The sequence below is a fragment of the Micromonospora sp. NPDC004336 genome, assembly GCF_053602615.1.
In genome coordinates this window covers 1-19987 of sequence record NZ_JBSGDY010000118.1, presented here as the reverse complement: position 1 = coordinate 19987, position 19987 = coordinate 1, and the positions used below count along the sequence as shown (strand labels likewise).

The window sequence follows — 19987 nt, the reverse complement described above, 5'->3', positions numbered from 1 at the left end:
CGCCGTCCGCGTCCCGGCCCGCCGGGCTCCGGCCGGGTTGGCTCCTCGCCGGCGTCGCCGCCGTGCTGGTCGCCCTCGTCGCGGGGGTGTCGCTCGGCCCGGTCAGCCTGCCGCCGGGCAGCGTCGCGATCGAGCTGCTCAACCTCCTTCCCGGGGTACGCGTCGACAGCGGGCTGACCGAGCGGGAGATCGCCATCGTCACCGAGCTGCGGCTGCCCCGGGTGGTGCTCGGCCTGCTGGTCGGCGGGCTGCTCGCCCTGGCCGGCGGCTGCTACCAGGGCGTGTTCCGCAACCCGCTGGCCGACCCGTACCTGCTCGGCGTCGCGGCCGGGGCCGGGCTCGCCGTCACGGCCGTGATCACCCTCGGCGCCGGGACGGCCGGCGCGCTGACGGGCCTGCCGCTCACCATCCCGCTGGCCGCGTTCGTGGGCTCGCTCGGGGCGGTGGCGATGACCTACCTGCTGGGCGCCTCCGGCGGGCGGGGCCGCTCCACGGCCACGCTGATCCTGGCCGGGGTGGCCGTCTCCGCGTTCCTCTCCGCCGGGCAGACCTACCTGCTGCAACGCAACTCCGACAGCATCCAGCAGGTCTACTCGTGGCTGCTCGGGCGGCTCGCCACCGCCGGCTGGCACGACGTCCGGCTGGTGCTGCCGTACTTCCTCGTCACCGCCCTGGTCGTGCTGCTGCACCGGCGCGAGCTGGACGTGCTCTCGGTCGGCGACGACGAGGCGACCGGCCTCGGCCTGCACCCGCAGCGCTCCCGGTACCTGCTGATCGCCGCCGCCTCGCTCGGCACCGCCGCCGCGGTCTCCGCCTCCGGCCTGATCGGCTTCGTCGGGATCATCGTGCCGCACACCGTACGGCTGCTCGCCGGGTCCAGCTACCGCGTGATCCTGCCGCTCTCGCTCCTCTTCGGCGGGGCGTTCCTGGCCCTGACCGACGTGGTCGCGCGCACCGCCGCCGCCCCGGCCGAGGTGCCGATCGGCGTGGTCACCGCCCTGCTCGGCGGCCCGTTCTTCGTGCTGGTCCTGCGTACCTCCCGGCGGGTGCTCGGATGAGCCCGCGCCGCGCGCCGGCGCCCCGGCCCGCGCCGGGCGCGCAACGGGGGCCGGCGCCCGCCGACCGGAGCGGCGGGCCCGCCGTCCCCGCCGTCGAGGTGCGCGACCTGCACGTCCGCCTCGACGGCACGCCCGTCCTCGGCGGCGTCGACCTGACCGTGGCGGCGGGCGAGTGGGTCACCGTGATCGGCCCGAACGGCGCCGGGAAGTCGACCCTGCTGCGCGCCGTCGGCGGCCTGCTGCCCGCGCCGGGCGCCGTCTCCCTCTTCGGTACGCCGAGCGAGGCGCTGCGCCGCCGCGACCGCGCCCGGGTGGTGGCGACCGTGGCCCAGTCCCCGGTCGTGCCGGCCGGCATGTCGGTGCTCGACTACGTGCTGCTGGGCCGCACCCCCTACATCCCGCCCCTCGGCCGGGAGTCCGCCGCCGACCTGGCCGCCGCGTACGACGTGCTCGACGGGCTGGACCTGACGGGCTTGCGGGACCGGGAGTTGGCGACCCTCTCCGGTGGCGAGCGGCAGCGGGTCTTCCTGGCCCGGGCCCTGGCCCAGGGCGCGACCCTGCTGCTGCTGGACGAGCCGACCAGCGCCCTGGACATCGGCCACCAGCAGGAGGTGCTGGAGCTGGTCGACCGGCTCCGCCGCGAGCACGGCCTGACCGTCCTCGCCACGATGCACGACCTCTCCATCGCCGGCGAGTACGCCGACCGCCTGGTCCTCCTCGCCGGCGGCCGGGTGGTCGCCGCCGGCACCCCGCGCGAGGTGCTGACCGAACAGCTCCTCGCCACCTGGTACCGCGCCACGGTCCGCGTCGTCGACGGCGACCACGGCCCCCTGGTGGTCCCCGTCCGTCCCCACCGACCCGGATCAGGGGCGGGTCAGGACGTTGAAGAGGGCGCCGTGGGGGTCGCGGAGGGCCGCGAAGCGGCCGGCCGGTGACTCCTGGGGCGGCACCAGGATGCTGCCGCCCAGCTCGGCGGCGCGGGCGGCGGCCGCGTCGGCGTCGGCCACCGCGAACCACACCGACCAGTACGCGGGCGTGTCCGCCGGGAACCCGTCGCCCAGCGGCGGCACCATGCCGGCCACGATCCGGGTGCCGAGCCGCCAGCCGGTGTAGGTGACCCCGCCCGCCGGCTGGTCGTCCGGGTGCCAGCCGAAGACCAGCTCGTAGAAGACCTTCGCCCCCTCCGGGTCGGGGGTGACCAGCTCGGTCCAGGTGAGCGCGCCCGGGGTGTCGAACACCTCGGCCCCGGGCATCGCCATCGGCTGCCAGACGCTGAAGGTCGCCCCGGCCGGGTCGGCGAAGACCGCCATCCGCCCCCGGTCGAAGACCTCGAACGGCGGCACCACCACCTGCCCGCCGGCCCGCTCGACCCGGCCGGCCACGAGGTCCGCGTCGTCGGTCGCCAGGTACGTCGACCAGATCGGCACCTGGTCGGGTACGGCCGGCGGGCCCGCGCCCGCCACCGCCCGGCCGCCGAGCAGGAAGACCGTGTAGCCGCCCGCCTCGGGCTCGGGGTCGATGCGGCCCGTCCACCCGAACAGCTCCGGATAGAACCGCCGCGCGTCGGCGAGACCGGGGGTGGCGAGGTCGGCCCAGCAGGGTGTGCCCGGCGGGACGGTGCTCACGTCGACCCCTCTCGGCGGGGGGCGGCCACGACGGCGTGCCCCTGCCGGCATCGTGGCACCGACCCGCGCCCCCTCGGGCCGGATCCGACGAATCCTCGGCCGAACCGCTGCCCTCGTCGCGCCGGCACCCCCACGGCGAGCCGCCTACCTGAGGACTACCACGTTGGTCGGCCGCTCCGCCCCTTCCACGTGTCGGCCCCCGGAACGGTTGTCACGCCCGCGGTTCCGCTGGCCGGGCACGCGCTAACCCAGCACGGGACGACCGAGCGGGGCGGGCAGCGGCGCGGCGTGCAGCACGGCGAGGCGGGAGACGGCCCGGGTCAGCACCACGTACAGCCGGTGCAGGCCGCGCGGCTCGGCCGCCACGATCGCCGCCGGCTCGACGACGATGACGTGGTCGTACTCCAGGCCCTTGACCAGCGTCGCGGGCACCACCGTGACGCGCGCCGCGGCGGCCGGGTCGTCGACGGTCGCGGTCTCGACGCCGCCGGCGGCGAGCGCGGCCCGCAGCCCGTCGACCGCCGCGTCGGCGGCGATCACCGCGACCGAGCCGTCGAACGCCAGCGCCGCGCGCGCCTCGGCGACCGTCGCGGCGGTCAGGTCGTCGACGGTACGCACGTCGAGCGCGCCGTCGCGGCGCAGCGACTCCGCTGGCGGCACGTCGACGGCGAGCGCCGGCAGCAGCCGGTTGGCGAAGGCGACCACGGCGGCGGGAACCCGGAACCCGACGGTCAGCGGGACCACGACGGCGTCCGGCTTGCCGAGGTGGCGCAGGGACTCCCGCCAGTCGGCGGCGGCCCACGGGGCGGTGCCCTGCGCCAGGTCGCCGAGGAGGGTGACCGACCCGTGCTCGCTGCGCCGGGCGATCACCCGGCACTGCATGGGGGAGAGGTCCTGCGCCTCGTCGACGACGACGTGGCCGAAGCCGGCCGGCCGCTCGATCAGCCCGGCGGCCTCGTCGACCAGCACGGCGTCCGCCGCCGTCCACCTCGTGGCCTTCGGGGTGCGGCCGAGCCTCGTGCCGGTCGCGGCGGGGCGGCGTGCCGGGCGGGGGGTGTCTCCCGCGCCGACGGCCGGGTCCGGGCCGCCGCGCAGCAGCGCCTGCTCGTCGGCGGTCAGGAGCCCCTCGGCGGCGCCGGCCAGCAGGTCCGCGTCGGTGAGCAGCCGGTGCACCAGCCCCTCCGGCGTGAGCGCCGGCCAGACCGCGTCGAGGAAGGCGGCGACCGGGGCGCACCGGCCCATCCGGCGCAGCCAGGCGTCGCCCGGCGACTCGGCGCGCCGCGCCTCGGCCTGCCGCTGGAGCAGGGCCACCACCCGGGCCCGGACCCGCTCCCGGCCGGTGGCGTACGGCAGTCGCTCCCGGCGGGTCTCCTCGACCACCCGGTGCAGCGGGTCCAGCCCGATCCGCCAGCGGTACGAGCCGTCGGAGACCGTGATCGGCTCGACCGGCTCGCCGATGTGCGCCTCGGCGGCCCGGCGCAGCACCTCGGCCATCCGGGCGTCGTGCTTGACGGCCGCGACCGACGGGTCGTCGACGGCCCGCACCGACACCCGGCCGACGAGGTCCTCCACCGTGGCCTGTTCCACCTCGACCTCGCCGAGCGCCGGCAGCACCGCCGCGATGTACGACAGGAAGGCCCGGTTCGGCCCGACGATCAGCACGCCCGCGCGGCGCAGCCGCTCCCGGTGCAGGTAGAGCAGGTACGCGGCCCGGTGCAGGCCGACCGCCGTCTTGCCGGTGCCCGGCGCGCCCTGCACGCAGATCGAGTCGCCCAGGTCGGCCCGGACCAGCTCGTCCTGCTCGGGTTGGATCGTGGCGACGATGTCGCGCATCGGCCCGACGCGGGGCCGCTCGATCTCGGCGGTCAGGATCCGGCTGGCCGTGCCGAGTTCCTCGCCCCGGTCGAGGTGCTCGTCCTCGAAGCTGGTCAGCGCCCCGTTGCTGAACCCGAAGCGGCGGCGTACCGCCACGCCCCGCGGGTCGCGGGCGCTGGCCCGGTAGAACGACCGGGAGACGGGCGCCCGCCAGTCCAGCACCAGCGGCTCGCCCCGCTCGTCGGTGACGTGCCGCCGCCCGACGTGGTAGCGCCGGCCGGCGTGGTCGCGGTGCCCGTCGCCCGCGCCGTCGCCCTCCGGCGCGTCGCCGGTGGCCGGGCCGAAGTCGAGGCGGCCGAAGAAGAGCGGCGTGGTCGGGTCGTCGGCGAGTTCGGCGACCCGGCGGGCCAGGGTGCGCCCCAGCGTCTCGGCCGCGTACGCGTCGCCGGCCACCTGGTCGCCGGTGGCGAAGAGGGCCTCGGCGCGTTCCCGCATCCGGGCCAGCGCGGCCCGGGAGGTGGCGAGGTGCTCGCGTTCGGCGGCGAGGTCGATGTCGAGGTCGACTGCGGTCACGCTGAATCCCCATCGAGGTCATCTGCTGATCGCTCGCGTGTCCGGCGGGCGGATGGCCGGCCCCCGGCGCGGGACGTCCGATGCGGTGCTCACCTCACCCCGGCCGTCAGCGGCCTGCCAGCCTACGCGTCGTCGGGCCGCCGCTCCACCGATTTACCGGCCCCGCGCGGGGAACGCCCCGACCCGACGACCCGGGCCGACGCGTGCCGGTGACCGCGTGGCCGTCGACGGCCGGTGGCCGCGTGACCGGTGGCCGCGTGACCGGTGGCCGGTGGCCGGGTGGCCGGTGGCCGGTGGCCGCGTGGCCGTCGACGGCCGGTGGCCGCGTGACCGGTGGCCGGTGGCCGTCGACGGCCGGTGGCCGGGATCATGGGGGGATGACGGAGCCGCGTGCCGAGCGACCCCGGGTGACGATCAGCGATCCGCAGGTGATGCGGGCGCTGGCCCACCCGGCCCGACTCGCGATCACGGAACACCTGAGTTCGATCGAGGCCGGCGCGACGGCCACGGAGTGCGCGGAGATCGTCGGTCTCTCCCCGAGCGCCACCAGCTACCACCTGCGGGAGCTGGCGAAGGCCGGGCTGGTGGAGCCGGCGCCGACCCGCGGTGACGCCCGGGAGCGGGTCTGGCGGACGGTGAGTTCGAGCTGGACCGTCGAGGCCGGCCGCGCCGCCGCGCCGGAGGCCAGGGCGGCCGAGCGGGCCCTGGTGGAGGCGTGGCTCGCCCGCGATCTGGAGCGCAGCCGGGAATGGTTGCGGCGCGTGCCCGACGAGCCGGCCGAGTGGTACGCGGCGAGCCGGCTCGCCGACTCGCAACTGGTGCTCACGGCGGACGAGTTGCGCGAGCTCAACGAGGCGGTGGACCGCCTGCTGGAGCCGTACCGCAAGCGGACCCGGGTGGATCCGCCGCCCTCGGCGCGGACCGTCTCGCTCAACTACAAGGCGCTGCCGCTGGACTGAGTGGGGTTGCCTCGCCAGATGTGAAGGATTATTTTCGAAGTATGTCCTTCACATCTGGTTCGTCGCGCTGGCCGGACGTCTGGCTCGCGACCGCCGCCCGCGGCGTCTCCACCTGCGGTGACTTCCTCGCCGCCGGCACGCTCACGCTGGCGTTGCAGTCCGCCGGGGCCGGCGGGCTCGCCGTCTCGGGCCTGCTGCTCGCCGCCACCCTGCCGCTGGTGGCGCTCGCGCCGCTGACCGGCCGGCTCGCGGACCGGGTGGACAGCCGCGTCCTGCTCGTGACGGCGGGGCTGGCCCAGACCGGCGTCTGCCTCGCGCTCGCCCACGCCGGGCACCCGGGCCTGGTGATCGTGCTGGTGGGGCTGCTCGCCACCGGGCTCGCCGTCACCCAGCCCGTGCTCTCGGCGCTGGTGCCGGCGATGGTGCGCGCCGAGGACCTGCCCCGCGCGAGCGCGCTCAACCAGTCGGCCGGCACGCTGGGCACGCTCGCCGGCCCGGCGCTGGCCGGGCTGCTGGTGGGCGGGTTCGGCACGCGACCGCCGCTGCTCGTGGCCGCCGGCACCTATCTCGCGCTGGTCGCGGCCGGGCTGCTGATCCGTACCCGCAGAGGGGGCCGCCGGTCCGCGCCCTCGGCGGCGGTCGGCGCCACCGCCGCGCCGCCGGCCTGGCGGCTGCGACACGACCCGCTGCTGGTCGCGATGGTGGCCAGCGTCGCCGGGGTGTTCGGCGCCGTCGGGGCGATCAACGTGATCGAGGTGTTCTTCATCCGGGAGACGCTGGGCAGCTCGACCACCGTGTACGGGCTGGTGACCGGCGCCTGGACCCTCGGCGTCTTGGCCGGCGCGTGGCTCTTCGCGCCGGTGGCCCGGCGGCTCCGTCGCGACGGCACGATGGTCCGGACCAGCCTGGCGCTGCTCGGCGCCTGCTGCCTGGCGGTGCTCGCCTCGGCGGCCGTGCCGACGGCCCTGCTGCTCGTGCCGGTCTGGCTGGTCGGCGGCGTCTTCAACGGCGGCTCCAACGTCTTCAACAACGTGCTGCTGGCCCGCCGGGTGCCGGAGGCGGCCCGGGGCCGCGCCTTCGCCGTCTTCGGTGCGGCGATCCAGGGGGCCGCGATGGTCGGCTTCCTGGCCGGCGGTCTCCTGCTGGAGACGGCCGAGCCCCGGCCGCTGGTCGCCGGCTGCGGACTGGCCGGGCTGCTGGCGGTGGCCCTCGTCTCGCTGCCGCTGCGCCGCGCGGCCCGCGCCGTCCCCGCGCCCCCGGCGTCGCCCGGCGCCACGTCGGCCGTCCCGGCTCCCGGCAGCGCGGCTTCCGGCGTCCCGGTTCCCGGCTGCGCGGCTTCCGGCTGCGCGGCTTCCGGCTGCGCGGCTTCCGGCTGCGCGGCTTCCGGCGTCCCGGTTCCCGGCTGCGCGGCTTCCGGCAGCGCGGCTTCCGGCGTCCCGGCGGCGGATGCGGGGTTGGCCACTCCGACGCCGGCCCGCTGAGCCCCGGCCGAGGCGCGGGGATACGGTCGGGGCATGGCTGAGCACGTCGCGCGCCCCCGGGTCGGGCACATCCAGTTCCTGAACTGCCTGCCGATCTACTGGGGGCTGATGCGCTCCGGCGCCCTGATCGACGTCGACCTGCACAAGGACTCGCCGGACCGGCTGAGCGCGGCGCTGGTCGCCGGCGACCTGGACATCGGCCCGATCTCCCAGGTGGAATACCTGCGCCACGCCGACGAGCTGCTGCTCCTGCCCGACCTGGCGGTCGGCAGCGACGGCCCGGTGCTGTCGGTCAACATCGTCTCCACCCGGCCGCTGACCCAGCTCGACCACGCGAAGGTGGCGCTGGGCTCGACCTCGCGGACCGGCGTCCTCCTGGCCCAGCTGCTGCTCGGCGAGCGGTACGGGGTGAACCCCGAGTACTTCCGCTGCCCGCCGGACCTGACCCAGATGCTGCTGGAGGCCGACGCCGGGGTGTTGATCGGCGACGTGGCGCTGCGCGCGCTCCACGAGGCGCCGAAGCGCGGGCTGGAGGTCACCGACCTCGGGCAGGCGTGGCGGGAGTGGACCGGCCTGCCGATGGTCTTCGCCGTCTGGGCGGTACGCCGAGACTTCGCCGCCGCCCACCCGGGCCTGGTCAAGGAGGTGCACGAGGCGTTCCTGCGCTCCCGGGACCTCTGCCTGTCGGAGCTGGACCAGGTCGCCGAGGCGGGCGCGCGGTGGGAGCCGTTCGACGCGGAGACCCTGGCGTCGTACTTCCGGGCGCTGGACTTCTCGCTCGGCGACCGTCAGGTGGCCGGGCTGCGCGAGTTCGCGCGCCGCGCCGCCGCCCTCGGCGCCGCCCCGGCCCTGCCCGAGACCGGCCCCGACTTCTTCGCGGGCTGACCCCGACCGCCCCCTGGAGGGCCGGCGACCGCCGCGGCGAGCGGCTCGACCGGCGAGCGGGCGGGCGGCGGGGCGTCAGACGGGGTCGCGGAGGAGGGCCTCGGTGATCTTCTGGCAGTTCTTCATGCCGTACTCGTAGCCCTTGCCGATCGGGTAGCGGACCATCACGCCCATCGTCCAGGTGTCGCCGATGGCGAGGCAGTTGATGTGCATCTCCTGCTCCCGGGTGCGGTCGATCCAGCCGTTCTTGATGGCGATGGTCTTGCGCTCCGCGGCCGGGAACGCCTTGCGGATGCCGAAGTCGCCCGCGCCGCGCACCAGCCGCATCTCGCCGATCAGCCACTTGGTCCACTTCGGCCCGGCGGCCCGGCCGTCGGCGATGCAGGCTCCCATCCGGGCGGTGTCCCGGGGGGAGAGCTTCGTGCGGCTCCAGCCGCCGTCGCTGGCGACGCTGCTGTCGGTCAGCTCGCAGCGCGAAATCAGTCGCTTGATCGAGGCGGAGCCGCCGTTGGCGTTGTAGAACTGCTGGGCCCGGGTGTTGTCGCTGTCGCGGATGATCAGCGTGGCGTCGGCGAGCTTGGCGTCGCTGGGCGTCTGGCCCTTCTCGTCGGCCCGGCGCAGGTAGTCGGCGACGATCCACGCCTTGATCAGCGAGGCGGTGGTGCTGGTCTCGTCCATGTTGTCCGAGCCGATGATCTCGCCGCTCCGGCGGTCGAGGACGCTCCACGAGTACCAACCCGCGATGTCCAGGTCGAGGTCCTTCGCGACGAACGGCAGCGGCTCCGGCTCCGGGCTGGGCGACGGCGACGGCCGGGAACTTCTGTCACCCGGTGCGGCAGCGCCGCGCGCGGTGGAGGTGGCGGGCTCGCCCCACTTCGCGGCGGCGGTGGACTCGAACGGCGAGCCCGGCAGCAGCCGCAGGGAGACGAGCACCAGGCCGATCAGGACCACCGCGACGGCGATCAGCCGCCCGGGGGAGGCGTCGCCGTGGCCCTCGTCCCGGCGCCGGCGCGCCATCAGAGCTTCCCGACCGGCTGCTGCGGCACCTTGAGGGCGGCGCCGGGCTGCGGGGTCACGAGCTGGCTGGCGACCGACGCGCAGACCTGCGCGCCGTAGTCCAGCCCGCTGCGCTGCGGGTAGCGCAGCATCACCGCGAGGCTCCACCGCTCGGTGACCGCGAGGCAGTTGACGTGCCAGTTGCCGTCGTAGTTCAGCGGGGTCCACCCGTTCTTCATGCTGACCGGGCCCTGGTCGAGGATCGACTCCGGCAGGCCGTCGATGATGCCCCACCGGCCGCCGCCCGAGCGGGCCTTCTGGTCCTTGGCGGCCGTGCTGCCCCTGACCTTGCTCATCTCGTCGAGCAGGAGCTTCGTCCACTTGGGGCCGGCGGCCGTGCCGTCGGCGATGCAGTCGCCGAGCCGGACGGCGTCGCGCGGGGACATCCGGGTGAAGCTCCACCAGCCCACGTAGCCGGGCACGTTGCCCGTCTTGGTGTCGGTGAGCTCGCAGGTGCTGATCATCCGCTTGATCGTGGCGCCCCGGCCCACCGCCGTGTAGAGGGCGTTGGCCGCGTCGTCGTTGCTGTCCCGGATGGCGGTGGTGATCTGCTTCCTCCGCTCGGCCGGCAGCGGCTTGTCGCCGAGCTGGCGGAGGTAGTCCGCGGCGAACCAGGACTTGATCATCGACTCGGTCGAACTCGTCGAGGCCATGTTCTTCGCGCCGGAGATCTCGCCGGTCTCGCGGTCCATCAGCGCCCACGAGAAGAACTCGCCCTTGAAGCTCACCGAGACCGGGCCGGCGGCCAGGGTCGGCGGCGGTGGCGGGGTCGGCGCGGGCGCCGCGACGCTTCCGCCGCCGCTTCCGCCGCTCCCGGCGTCGCCGCCGGAGAGCCGGGCGTACGCGGCGGGAACGAGCAGGCCACCACCGAGGAGGACCGCCACGACGGCGAGCACCAGGGTCACGCGGGATCGCATGAGTGGGTGAGCTCCAGATGTCAGGGCCGGGGGGACCGGCTTCGTTGTCCGGACAGATCGGCGGCTGGCCGGGGCCGGGGGCGGCCTCCGGGCGTTCCGGGGGGCGGATAGTCGGCAGCCGATCGGTGTGACGGAGGAAGTCTACGTGCGGATCGCCGGCTCGACATGACCCGACACCTGGCAACTTGCCATGAAGGCGGGATATCGGGCCGCTATGTGGCCATTGAGAGGATTCACCTTCGCCTCGTGACCCAAGTCATAGTTTGCGCGGCCCCCGGTCGGGTCGTCCCAGCGCCGGAACCGTCTCCGGAAACCTGTTACACCCCTCTGGTGCGGCGAGTTGCGAGCTGTAACACTTGGGCTCATGTATGGCAACGACTTCTCCGCCGAGGACGCACCCGGCGGTGGCCTGCTCGGCGAGGTCGAGGCGGCGGAGGCGGCGCTGCGGGAGGCCGCCGAGCGGGGGCGGCGCACCGGTGCCCCCGGCCCCGACGAGGACCTCGCGGCTTACTTCGCCGAGGTCATCGACGCCGACCAGAAGATCGAGCCGCGCGACTGGATGCCCGAGGCGTACCGGAAGACGCTGATCCGGCAGATCGCCCAGCACGCGCACTCCGAGATCATCGGCATGCAGCCGGAGGGCAACTGGATCAGCCGCGCCCCCTCGCTGAAGCGCAAGGCGATCCTGCTGGCCAAGGTGCAGGACGAGGCCGGCCACGGCCTCTACCTCTACGCCGCCGCCGAGACGCTCGGCATCAGCCGGGACGAGCTGGTCGAGCTGCTGCTCGAGGGCCGGCAGAAGTACAGCTCGATCTTCAACTACCCCACGCTGACCTGGGCCGACGTCGGGGCGATCGGCTGGCTGGTCGACGGCGCCGCCATCGTCAACCAGGTGCCGCTCTGCCGCTGCTCCTACGGGCCGTACGCGCGGGCGATGATCCGGGTCTGCAAGGAGGAGTCGTTCCACCAGCGGCAGGGCTACGAGATCCTGCACACCCTGGCGCACGGCACCGAGGGGCAGAAGGCGATGGCGCAGGACGCCGTCGACCGCTGGTGGTACCCGTCGCTGGCGATGTTCGGCCCGCCGGACACCGACTCCACCCACTCGGCGCAGTCCATGGCCTGGAAGATCAAGCGGTTCTCCAACGACGAGCTGCGCCAGCGCTTCGTGGACATGTGCGTGCAGCAGGCCGAGATCCTCGGCCTGACCATCCCGGATCCGGGCCTGCGCTGGAACGAGGAGCGGCAGTCGTACGACTTCACCCAGCCCGACTACGACGAGCTGATGCGGGTGATCAAGGGCAACGGCCCGTGCAACCGGCAGCGAATGGAGCACCGGCGCCGCGCCCACGCCGACGGCGCGTGGGTGCGTGAGGCAGCCGCGGCCTACGCCGCCAAGCGGGTGGAGCAGAAGGAGAGGGTGGCCGCGTGAGCGAGCACAGCGAGCGGACCGGGCGGCACGGCGCGGGGGAGCCCTCGCCGCTGTGGGAGGTCTTCGTCCGGGCCCGGCGTGGGCTGTCGCACACCCACGTCGGCAGCCTGCACGCCCCCGACGCCGAGCTGGCCCTGCGCAACGCCCGGGACCTCTACACCCGCCGCCAGGAGGGCGTCTCCATCTGGGTGGTGCCGGCCGGCGCGATCACCGCGTCCAGCCCCGACGAGAAGGACGCCTTCTTCGACCCGGCGGCCGACAAGGTCTACCGCCACCCCACCTTCTACGAGGTGCCGGACGGGGTGGCCCACCTGTGAACGGTCCCTTCGACTTCACCCTCGCCCTCGGCGACGACGCGCTGATCGCGGCGCAGCGGCTCGCCGAGTGGACCACCCGCGCGCCGGAGATGGAGGAGGACATCGCCCTGGCCAACATCGCCCTCGACCAGCTCGGCGCGGCCCGGCTGCTGCTGTCGTACGCGGGCGAGCTGGAGGGCGCCGGCCGGGACGAGGACGCGCTGGCGTTCCTCCGCGACGACCGCGAGTTCCGCAACTGCCTGCTCGTGGAGCTGCCCAACGGCGACTTCGCGGTCACCATGGCGAAGCTGCTCCTCCTGGCGGCCTACCAGCTCCCGCTCTACGCCGCGCTGGCCGGCTGCGCCGACGAGCGGCTGGCCGCGATCGGGGCCAAGGCCCGCAAGGAGTCCGCCTACCACCTCGACCACGCCTCGCTGTGGGTGCGGCGGCTCGGCGACGGCACCGAGGAGTCGCACCGGCGCATGCAGGCGGCGGTCGACCAGGTCTGGCCGTACGCGCACGAGCTGTTCGCCCCCGACCCGGCGGCGCCGGTCGACCCGGCCACCCTGCGGGCCGACTTCGACGCCACCGTCTCCGCCGTGCTCGACGAGGCCACCCTGACCCGGCCCGGGTCGGGTTGGGCGCCGGCCGGCGGGCGGGACGGCGTGCACACCGAGCACCTGTCCTACCTGCTCGCCGAGATGCAGGTGCTGCACCGCGCCCACCCCGGGGCGCGCTGGTGAGCCCGCGGGAGGCGGTGGCGGCGGTGGTGGACCCGGAGATCCGGGTCGTCACCATCGACGACCTCGGCATCCTGCGGGCGGTCGACGAGGACCCGGCGACCGGCCGGGTCGTCGTGACCATCACCCCCACCTACACCGGCTGCCCGGCGATGGACGTGATCCGCGCCGACATCCGCCGGGCGCTGGCCGCCGCCGGCCACCCCGACGCCGACGTGCGCACCGTCTACCGCCCGGCCTGGAGCACCGACTGGATCTCCGACGCCGGCCGGGCCAAGCTCGCCGCCGCCGGCATCGCCCCGCCGGCGCCGGTGCGCGCCGACAACGTGGTGCCGCTGACCCTCGCCGTACGCTGCCCGCGCTGCGGCTCGCCCGAGACCGAGCAGGTGAGCCGCTTCGGCTCCACCGCGTGCAAGGCGCTCTGGCGCTGCCGTTCCTGCCGTGAACCCTTCGACCACCTGAAGGCGCTGTGACTGTCACGATCACCCGCCCGGTCCGTCGCCGGCCGGTCTTCCACCCGCTTCCCGTCGCCGCCGTCGACCGGCTCACCGACGACGCCGTGGCGATCACCTTCGCGGTGCCGCCGGAGCTGCGGGAGGCCTTCGCGTTCTCCGCCGGCCAGCACCTGACCGTCCGGCGGAGCACCGACGCGGGGGAGGACGTGCGGCGGTCGTACTCCATCTGCTCCACGCCCGACGACCTGGCCCGGCACGGCCGGCTGCGGATCGGCGTGCGGGAGATCCCCGGCGGCGCGTTCTCCGCCTTCGCCTGCGGCGCGCTGCGCGGCGGCGACACGGTCGAGGTGCTGCCGCCGCTCGGGCACTTCACCACGGCCTTCGCGCCGGACCGGGCCCGCCACTACGGCGCGGTGGTCGCCGGCTCGGGGATCACCCCGGTGCTCGCGCTGGTCGCGACGGCGCTCGCCGTCGAGCCGGCCAGCACCTTCACGCTGGTGTACGGCAACCGCACGGCGAACACGGTGATGTTCGCCGAGGAGCTGGCCGATCTGAAGGACCGCTACCCGACCCGGCTGCACCTGGTGCACGTGCTCTCCCGCGAGCAGGGCGAGTCACCGCTGCTCTCCGGCCGGATCGACGCCGACCGGCTGGGCCGGCTGCTGGACACCGTCGTCCCCGGCGACACGATCGAGGAGTGGTTCCTCTGCGGCCCGTACGGCATGGTGGTGGACGCGAAGGCGGTGCTTACCGGGCGCGGCCTGCCGGAGTCCGCGGTGCGTACCGAGCTGTTCCACGTCGACGCGCCGCCGGAGCCGGTCCGTCGTCCGGCCGACGAGCCCGGTGCCGGCGCCGAGGTGACGATCGTGCTGGACGGCCGGTCGTCGCGCTTCACCATGGGTCGGGAGGAACGGGTCCTGGACGCGGCGCTGAAGGTCCGCGGCGAGCTGCCGTACGCCTGCAAGGGCGGCGTCTGTTCGACCTGCAAGGCCAAGGTCGTCTCGGGTGAGGTGACGATGGCCCGCAACTACGCGCTGGAGCCGGACGAGGTGGCGGCCGGGTACGTGCTCACCTGCCAGTCCAGCCCGACCACCGACACGGTCACGGTCGACTACGACGCGTGACGCGCGTTCGTCGCTGATGCGACGCGCAAGTCGTGTCCAGCTCTACCAACGCACGATGTGCCGGTATGGCATTGCCTTGTCCGAAGGGTTCGGACGGAGGTAGTCTGCAGAAGCCAGGGGCAGTAGCTCCGTGGAAGTGGACCCGGCAGCCTTCCGGACGGTGGGTGAGCCGGGTTTCGCGTATCCTCGGCCGGGTCAGACCTGCCGCGATTCACTGATCATGCGCCGTACCGAGTTCCGCCATCGGCCGCCCTTGGCCCAGCACCAGGCCAGGGCGTCGGGAATGGCCAGCAGACACTCTTCGTGTGCTCGTAACTGGTCGTACCGGAGCGTCCCTGACATCCCGGAATTCCTGACCTGCTCAAAGAGCAGACGCTGATCGGTGTGGAACGTCGAGTCGTCACGTTCGAGAACGAGGCGAGCGGCGTTGATCTTCGCCGCGTGCTCCACGAGTTCGATGAGACAGGCTCTCCGAGCGGCTCTGGCGTTGCGGTGGTCCTTTGCGTCGAAGATCACGGCATGCGCGGACAGCGTGGCGAGGGCGTCGATGATCTGTCGGCGCCTGTCGTCTCTCTCCTTGTGGAAGTGGATACGACGCTGGCCGGGCAGGATCAGCTCGCGGATGGTGCGCCGAGCGGCGGTCAGGTCCGCCGGTAGCACGACTGCGGCGGCGACGAGAAGGCCCCGTTCCTTCGTCTCGTCCACGAAGACGTGCGCGTTCACGAGGCTTTGGCCTTCCTGTGGCGACCGGAGGGTGCGGGTCAGGCGGTGACGATGTCCCGAATTCGCTCAAGTTTCTGTTGAGGGGTGAGTGCAGCGAGGTTCTTACTGCCGATGACGTCGAGTTCTGCTCGGACGTCGCAGTCGTCGGGCTGCAGCACCGCGTCGATCACTCGTGCCCGCGGACCGCCGTCGCGGACGTAGATCCAGACCGTCTGCCACTGGCGTGGCTCAGTGTTCAGTTCGGCGTTGAGCCGCTGTGGAGGAAAGAAGCCCAAGCCGGTGGCCCTGAGTGTCTCGGCGATCTCCGCCAGGACCCAGCGACCCAATTTGCGGTAACCCAGCTCGTCCCGTAACTCCCCGAGGGTCGCTTCGGTCAGCCCGCCGTCGGCTCGGCATCGGGCGGCAATGCCTGGAGCAGTGTCCATCTCGCTCACGTCGCCTCCCCTGGCATCGATGATGTGCCGGCCAAAATCTTTGCGTTCGGCGCATCAGAATGTCAAGATAGAGGCCAACATATTATTATGATCTCGTAAATAACTTGAGACCCTGCGCCGTGTCACATTGCGCAGCCCGGCGCGACGAGGAACCCCACGGGCGACGTACGCTCGGAGGCGTGACGGTGAGCCGGGAGATCGACGACATCCTGCAGCGCGGCGCGGACGGCGGGCGGATCACGCCCGAGGAGGCCCTGCTGCTCTACACCGAGGCGCCCTTCCACGCGCTGGGCGAGGCGGCCGACGCGGTGCGCCGGCGGCGCTATCCGGACAACATCGTCACCTACCTGATCGATCGCAACATCAACTACACCAACGTCTGCGTGACGGCGTGCAAGTTCTGCGCGTTCTACCGGGCCCCCAAGCACAAGGAGGGCTGGACCCACCCGACCGAGGAGATCCTGCGCCGCTGCGGCGAGGCGGTCGAGCTGGGCGCCACCCAGGTCATGCTCCAGGGCGGGCACCATCCGGACTACGGCGTGGAGTACTACGAGGAGCTCTTCTCCTCGGTCAAGACGGCCTACCCGCAGCTCGCCATCCACTCGATCGGGCCGAGCGAGATCCTGCACATGGCCAAGGTCTCCGGCGTCAGCCTGGAGGAGGCCATCGCCCGGATCAAGGCGGCGGGGCTGGACTCGATCGCCGGCGCCGGCGCGGAGATGCTTCCCGCGCGCCCCCGCAAGGCGATCGCGCCGCTGAAGGAGTCGGGCGAGCGCTGGCTGGAGGTCATGGAGCTGGCGCACCGCCAGGGCGTCGAGTCGACCGCGACGATGATGATGGGCACCGGCGAGACCGCCGCCGAGCGGATCGAGCACCTGCGGATGATCCGCGACGTGCAGGACCGCACGCGGGGCTTCCGGGCCTTCATCCCGTGGACGTACCAGCCGGAGAACAACCACCTCAAGGGCCGCACCCAGGCGACCACCCTGGAATACCTGCGGCTGGTCGCGGTGGCCCGGCTCTTCTTCGAGACCGTGCCGCACCTCCAGGCCTCCTGGCTGACCACCGGCAAGGACGTCGGGCAGCTCGCCCTGCACATGGGCGTCGACGACCTCGGCTCGATCATGCTGGAGGAGAACGTCATCTCCTCCGCCGGGGCGCGGCACCGCTCCAACCTGCACGAGCTGATCGGCATGATCCGCGCGGCGGACCGGATTCCCGCCCAGCGCGACACCCTCTACAACCGGCTCGCGGTGCACCGGACCCCGGCCGACGACCCGACCGACGATCGGGTCGTGTCGCACTTCTCCTCGATCGCGCTGCCGGGCGGCGGCGCCGGGAAGGCCCTCCCGCTGGTCGACGCCCACTGAGGAGCGCCGCCGCGCCCCTGCTCCCGACGCCCCACCGTCGCCCGTCGACGGTGGGGCGTCGCCGTTCACCGTGTCGGTGGCCGCAGGCGACGAACAGCGGGTGAACGTGGCGTGACCATCGGTGGCCGTGCCGGCCGGCCGATCGGCTGAGGGTCGCCGCCCGTTGATCTCGATTCGGTCACCGTTCCGGCCGGTGGGGTCGGCGGCGAGAGGCAGCAAGGCATATCAATCCGGGCATTCCTTAAGCGATTCTTAGCCGCACTGCTCAACGCGGGCCTGGGTGGGGGTGGCGGGCGTGATCGCGGGCCGCTAACGTCCCGGCCCGTAATGTTCCTGCACCCCACGGGGGGAACTTCCCAAATGATCTTCCGTAACCGCGCGCTGGCGATCGCCGGCGCCGGCGCCGCCGGGATCCTGACCGCGGGCCTCTTCGCCGCCCCGGCCCTGGCCGACACCTCGGCCGACCTGGCCATCGAGGCGACCGGCACCACCATCGCGGTGGGCGCGCCCGGCAAGACCTCGACCGTCTCCCTGCTCAACAAGAGCAAGGTGGACGCCAAGGGCATCCTCGTCGGTCTCGACGTCAGCAAGCTGGACACCAGCAAGGTCGACATCGACGAGAGCGGCTGCAACCCCCGCGAGGACGGCCTGATCCTCTGCGGCATCGAGGGCGACGTGCTCCCCGCCGGCGCCGACATCGACTGGGGCTTCCCGCTGACCCGCAAGAGCGGCGCGACGGGTGACGCGGGCCAGATCAGCGCGATCATCCTGCACGAGGGCGACGACCCCAACGAGTCCAACAACGAGGTGACCGTCAAGGTCAAGGTCGAGGGCACCGGCCCGGACCTGACCGTGGTCGCCGGCGACGTGACCAAGGCCGTCAAGGTCGAGGGCGACAAGATCAAGGTCGTCGGCGACCTGCGCGCCGGGGACACCGCCCAGCTCATCTACTCGGCCTTCAACCAGGGTGACGCCACCGCCACCGGGCTGAAGATCAGCGTGAAGCTGCCCAAGGGCGTGACCTTCGCCGAGGCCGAGCAGGGCTGCGAGTACAACTCCGGCAAGACCTCGCTCGTCTGCACCTACCGCGACGCCGACCTGATCCCGGCGTCGCAGGACAAGGACGGCGACGACCTGATCGCGGGCGGCCGGTTCTACCACCTGCTGACGGTCGGCAAGGACGTCAAGGCCGGCAGCCTGACCGGTGGCCAGGTCACCGTCGAGGCGCTCGGCAGCCAGGCGAGCACCGCCCGCGCCGCGGGCAAGAGCGCGCTTCCGGCCAACGCCGAGCCGGTGGCGACCACCGAGGTGGACGCCACCGACAACACCGACGCGTACGCTGTCGTCGTGACCGCCAAGGGCGGCGCGGGCGGCGGCGACGAGGAGCCCGGCCTGCCCCTGACGGGCCCGCAGACCGGCCTCATCGGCGGCATCGGCGGCGCGGTCCTCGTCGCGGGCGCGGCGATGTTCGTGATCGCGCGTCGGCGCCGGGTGGTCCTGGTGACCCCGGGCGACGAGAAGCCGACGGCCTGAGGGTCGTCCTCCATCGACCCGTGAGGGTCGTCCACATAACGCACGGCAGCGGGGGCGGGATGGGTGACCATCCCGCCCCCGCTGTCCGTCCGTGCGGCGGGGGTGGCCGGACGGCTGAAAGATGATCGCCGTGCTGGCGTCGCCGCGTCGCCCTTCGATACGGTCCGCTCGGTTCCGCAACCATTCGTTTCTTCCCTAACCCCCGGGGGACCGATGACCCTGTTCCACCGCTCGGCCCTGGCCCGCGCCGGCGCCGTGGCGCTCCTCGCGGCGGGCGGCCTGACCACCGTCGCCGTGCCGGCGTATGCCGCCGACCAGGCGGACCTCGCCGTGGCCCCGACCAGCTCCCACCTCGCCAAGGGCGTGCAGGCGGCCAAGGCCAAGCCGTTCAAGTTCACCGTCCACAACCTGACCGGCGGCGTCGACGCCAGGGACGTCACGGTCGAGGTGGACACGAGCCGACTCAGGGCCAAGCGGGTCGGCTACGTCGTGCCGGCGGGCTGCGAGACGGCCGGCAGCACCTTCACCTGCCGCCTCGGCGACCTGCGCGGCGGCACCAGCGAGGACTTCGGCATCCCGCTGTTCAGCACCGGCGGGAAGGGCAACGGCGGCACGTTGACGGTGACCGTCCGCGCGGCGACCGGCGACCCGGACACCGGGAACAACGAGAAGATCGAAGTGCCGGTCACCGTGACGAAGCCGGGCTACGACCTCACCGGCTGGGTGCAGGACGTCCAGGCCAACGTCGTGGTCGACGGCGCGGTGACCGACGAGCCCGACCTGCGGCCGGTGCGCCGGGGCGAGACCGTCCCGCTGGACTGGGCCGTCTACAACGACGGCAGCCGGCCCGCCACCGGCCTCTTCTACGGCCTCATGCTGCCGGCGGGTGTGAGCTTCGTGACGCTGCCGGAGGGCTGCGTCGCGGACGAGTTCCTCGGCCGGGCGCGGGCGCTGTGCGAGGACGCCGGCGTGACCGTCCGCCGGGGCCAGTACTACACCGCCGGCGTCACGGTGAAGGTCGACGACGACGTGACCGAGCCGGTGCTGCGAGAGGGCGACCTCTTCGCGTACGGGCTGGACGCCGCCGAGGGCGAGCCGGAGGGGGAGGCGCGGGCCGCCGGGCCCGCCCAGCGGAAGGCCTTCGCCGAGGTCGACCCGATGGACAACCACGCCACCTTCGAGGCGTTCGTCGACCTGTCGGCGCAGCCGACCCCGACTCCGACCCCGAGCGGCGAGCCGACCCCGACCCCGAGCGGCGGGCCGACCGGGCAGCCGACCCCGACCACGACTCCGGGCGGCGGCACGGGCGGCGGCGGCGGTGACGGCGGCGGGCTGCCGGTGACCGGCGTGCAGGCCGGCCTGATCGGCGGCATCGGCGCGGCCGTGCTGCTGGCCGGCGGGGCGCTGCTGCTGGTCTCCCGGCGGCGCGACGTCGTCGTGGTCGCCCCGGCCGACGAGAAGTCGACCGACTGACGCGCACGTCGGCGGGGGCGGGGTGGGTGACCACCCCG

Annotated in this window: 19 protein-coding genes; 13 read left to right on the top strand and 6 right to left on the bottom strand. The window is 73.7% G+C overall.

Translation table 11 applies throughout. The features are described 5' to 3' along the window. Together ACWENR_RS21790 and ACWENR_RS21785 are read left to right on the top strand one after the other, a co-directional pair. The coding region (locus ACWENR_RS21790; protein WP_452278816.1) for a FecCD family ABC transporter permease at window positions 1–1058 on the top strand (1058 nt) is incomplete at its 5' end. Beyond that, window positions 1055–1993 (top strand): ABC transporter ATP-binding protein, encoded by a 939-nt coding sequence (locus ACWENR_RS21785; protein ID WP_452278815.1) that lies wholly within the window; start codon window positions 1055–1057, stop codon window positions 1991–1993. The genes ACWENR_RS21790 and ACWENR_RS21785, both read left to right, overlap by 4 nt. Here the strand turns inward: ACWENR_RS21785 and ACWENR_RS21780 are convergent. Further along, entirely contained in the window at window positions 1922–2683 is a 762-nt protein-coding gene (locus tag ACWENR_RS21780) for a VOC family protein (RefSeq protein ID WP_452278814.1), read from the bottom strand. The genes ACWENR_RS21785 and ACWENR_RS21780 overlap by 72 nt on opposite strands. A 243-nt stretch (window positions 2684–2926) precedes the next feature. Continuing rightward, entirely contained in the window at window positions 2927–5071 is a 2145-nt protein-coding gene (locus ACWENR_RS21775; protein ID WP_452278813.1) for a HelD family protein, read from the bottom strand. 377 nt (window positions 5072–5448) lie between these two features. On the opposite strand from ACWENR_RS21775, the gene ACWENR_RS21770 reads away from it, so the two are divergent. Genes ACWENR_RS21770 through ACWENR_RS21760 form a run of 3 tightly spaced genes read left to right on the top strand, consistent with a single transcriptional unit; the run spans window position 5449 to window position 8396 of the window. Beyond that, window positions 5449–6030: an ArsR/SmtB family transcription factor gene (locus ACWENR_RS21770; RefSeq protein WP_452278812.1), complete on the top strand. Its 582-nt coding sequence runs from the start codon at window positions 5449–5451 to the stop codon at window positions 6028–6030. Window positions 6031–6071: 41 nt separating this feature from the next. Further along, a complete protein-coding gene (locus ACWENR_RS21765; RefSeq protein ID WP_452278811.1) occupies window positions 6072–7511 on the top strand; it encodes an MFS transporter in 1440 nt (479 codons plus the stop codon). 33 nt (window positions 7512–7544) lie between these two features. Further along, on the top strand, window positions 7545–8396 hold the full coding sequence (locus ACWENR_RS21760; RefSeq protein WP_452278810.1) for a menaquinone biosynthetic enzyme MqnA/MqnD family protein: 852 nt from the start codon (window positions 7545–7547) through the stop codon (window positions 8394–8396). Window positions 8397–8471: 75 nt separating this feature from the next. Here the strand turns inward: ACWENR_RS21760 and ACWENR_RS21755 are convergent, their stop codons facing one another. Next, window positions 8472–9413 carry a hypothetical protein gene (locus ACWENR_RS21755; protein ID WP_452278809.1) on the bottom strand — a complete coding sequence of 314 codons (942 nt, stop codon included), beginning with the start codon at window positions 9411–9413 and terminating at the stop codon, window positions 8472–8474. Next, on the bottom strand, window positions 9413–10369 hold the full coding sequence (locus ACWENR_RS21750; RefSeq protein ID WP_452278808.1) for a hypothetical protein: 957 nt from the start codon (window positions 10367–10369) through the stop codon (window positions 9413–9415). The genes ACWENR_RS21755 and ACWENR_RS21750 overlap by 1 nt, the downstream gene beginning before the upstream one ends. Window positions 10370–10733: 364 nt before the next feature. Between ACWENR_RS21750 and paaA the strand changes: the two genes are divergently transcribed. Genes paaA through paaE form a run of 5 tightly spaced genes read left to right on the top strand, consistent with a single transcriptional unit; the run spans window position 10734 to window position 14416 of the window. After that, complete coding sequence (gene paaA, locus ACWENR_RS21745; protein ID WP_452278807.1) at window positions 10734–11801, top strand: 1,2-phenylacetyl-CoA epoxidase subunit PaaA; 1068 nt, start codon at window positions 10734–10736, stop codon at window positions 11799–11801. Next, window positions 11798–12118 (top strand): 1,2-phenylacetyl-CoA epoxidase subunit PaaB, encoded by a 321-nt coding sequence (paaB, locus tag ACWENR_RS21740; RefSeq protein ID WP_452278806.1) that lies wholly within the window; start codon window positions 11798–11800, stop codon window positions 12116–12118. Before paaA ends, paaB begins: the two co-directional genes overlap by 4 nt. Further along, window positions 12115–12840, top strand: coding sequence for a 1,2-phenylacetyl-CoA epoxidase subunit PaaC (paaC, locus tag ACWENR_RS21735; RefSeq protein WP_452278805.1), 726 nt, complete (start codon window positions 12115–12117; stop codon window positions 12838–12840). The genes paaB and paaC overlap by 4 nt, the downstream gene beginning before the upstream one ends. Beyond that, window positions 12834–13310 (top strand): 1,2-phenylacetyl-CoA epoxidase subunit PaaD, encoded by a 477-nt coding sequence (gene paaD / locus ACWENR_RS21730; RefSeq protein ID WP_452278817.1) that lies wholly within the window; start codon window positions 12834–12836, stop codon window positions 13308–13310. Before paaC ends, paaD begins: the two co-directional genes overlap by 7 nt. Further along, window positions 13307–14416: a 1,2-phenylacetyl-CoA epoxidase subunit PaaE gene (gene paaE / locus ACWENR_RS21725; RefSeq protein ID WP_452278804.1), complete on the top strand. Its 1110-nt coding sequence runs from the start codon at window positions 13307–13309 to the stop codon at window positions 14414–14416. Before paaD ends, paaE begins: the two co-directional genes overlap by 4 nt. Before the next feature lie 195 nt (window positions 14417–14611). On the opposite strand, the gene ACWENR_RS21720 is transcribed toward paaE, so the two are convergent. Both ACWENR_RS21720 and ACWENR_RS21715 read right to left on the bottom strand, forming a co-directional pair. Then, on the bottom strand, window positions 14612–15139 hold the full coding sequence (locus ACWENR_RS21720; protein WP_452278803.1) for a hypothetical protein: 528 nt from the start codon (window positions 15137–15139) through the stop codon (window positions 14612–14614). A 38-nt stretch (window positions 15140–15177) separates the two neighbouring features. Continuing rightward, on the bottom strand, window positions 15178–15573 hold the full coding sequence (locus ACWENR_RS21715; RefSeq protein ID WP_452278802.1) for a hypothetical protein: 396 nt from the start codon (window positions 15571–15573) through the stop codon (window positions 15178–15180). Between the two features lie 179 nt (window positions 15574–15752). Between ACWENR_RS21715 and mqnC the strand changes: the two genes are divergently transcribed. From mqnC to ACWENR_RS21700, 3 genes are all read left to right on the top strand, one after another. After that, window positions 15753–16943, top strand: coding sequence for a cyclic dehypoxanthinyl futalosine synthase (gene mqnC, locus ACWENR_RS21710; RefSeq protein WP_452278801.1), 1191 nt, complete (start codon window positions 15753–15755; stop codon window positions 16941–16943). Between the two features lie 360 nt (window positions 16944–17303). Further along, window positions 17304–18476: an LPXTG cell wall anchor domain-containing protein gene (locus ACWENR_RS21705; protein ID WP_452278800.1), complete on the top strand. Its 1173-nt coding sequence runs from the start codon at window positions 17304–17306 to the stop codon at window positions 18474–18476. A 213-nt stretch (window positions 18477–18689) separates the two neighbouring features. Further along, window positions 18690–19949 (top strand): cell wall anchor protein, encoded by a 1260-nt coding sequence (locus ACWENR_RS21700; RefSeq protein ID WP_452278799.1) that lies wholly within the window; start codon window positions 18690–18692, stop codon window positions 19947–19949. Window positions 19950–19987: the final 38 nt, after the last annotated feature.

What these genes read in the sequence shown, in the direction of transcription:
- ACWENR_RS21700 (WP_452278799.1), top strand. Translation starts at nt 18,690, where the DNA reads ATGACCCTGTTCCACCGCTCGGCCCTGGCCCGCGCCGGCGCCGTGGCG.
- paaA (WP_452278807.1), top strand. Translation starts at nt 10,734, where the DNA reads ATGTATGGCAACGACTTCTCCGCCGAGGACGCACCCGGCGGTGGCCTG.
- ACWENR_RS21765 (WP_452278811.1), top strand. Translation starts at nt 6,072, where the DNA reads ATGTCCTTCACATCTGGTTCGTCGCGCTGGCCGGACGTCTGGCTCGCG.
- ACWENR_RS21770 (WP_452278812.1), top strand. Translation starts at nt 5,449, where the DNA reads ATGACGGAGCCGCGTGCCGAGCGACCCCGGGTGACGATCAGCGATCCG.
- ACWENR_RS21785 (WP_452278815.1), top strand. Translation starts at nt 1,055, where the DNA reads ATGAGCCCGCGCCGCGCGCCGGCGCCCCGGCCCGCGCCGGGCGCGCAA.
- ACWENR_RS21755 (WP_452278809.1), bottom strand. Translation starts at nt 9,413, where the DNA reads ATGGCGCGCCGGCGCCGGGACGAGGGCCACGGCGACGCCTCCCCCGGG.
- ACWENR_RS21750 (WP_452278808.1), bottom strand. Translation starts at nt 10,369, where the DNA reads ATGCGATCCCGCGTGACCCTGGTGCTCGCCGTCGTGGCGGTCCTCCTC.
- ACWENR_RS21760 (WP_452278810.1), top strand. Translation starts at nt 7,545, where the DNA reads ATGGCTGAGCACGTCGCGCGCCCCCGGGTCGGGCACATCCAGTTCCTG.
- ACWENR_RS21705 (WP_452278800.1), top strand. Translation starts at nt 17,304, where the DNA reads ATGATCTTCCGTAACCGCGCGCTGGCGATCGCCGGCGCCGGCGCCGCC.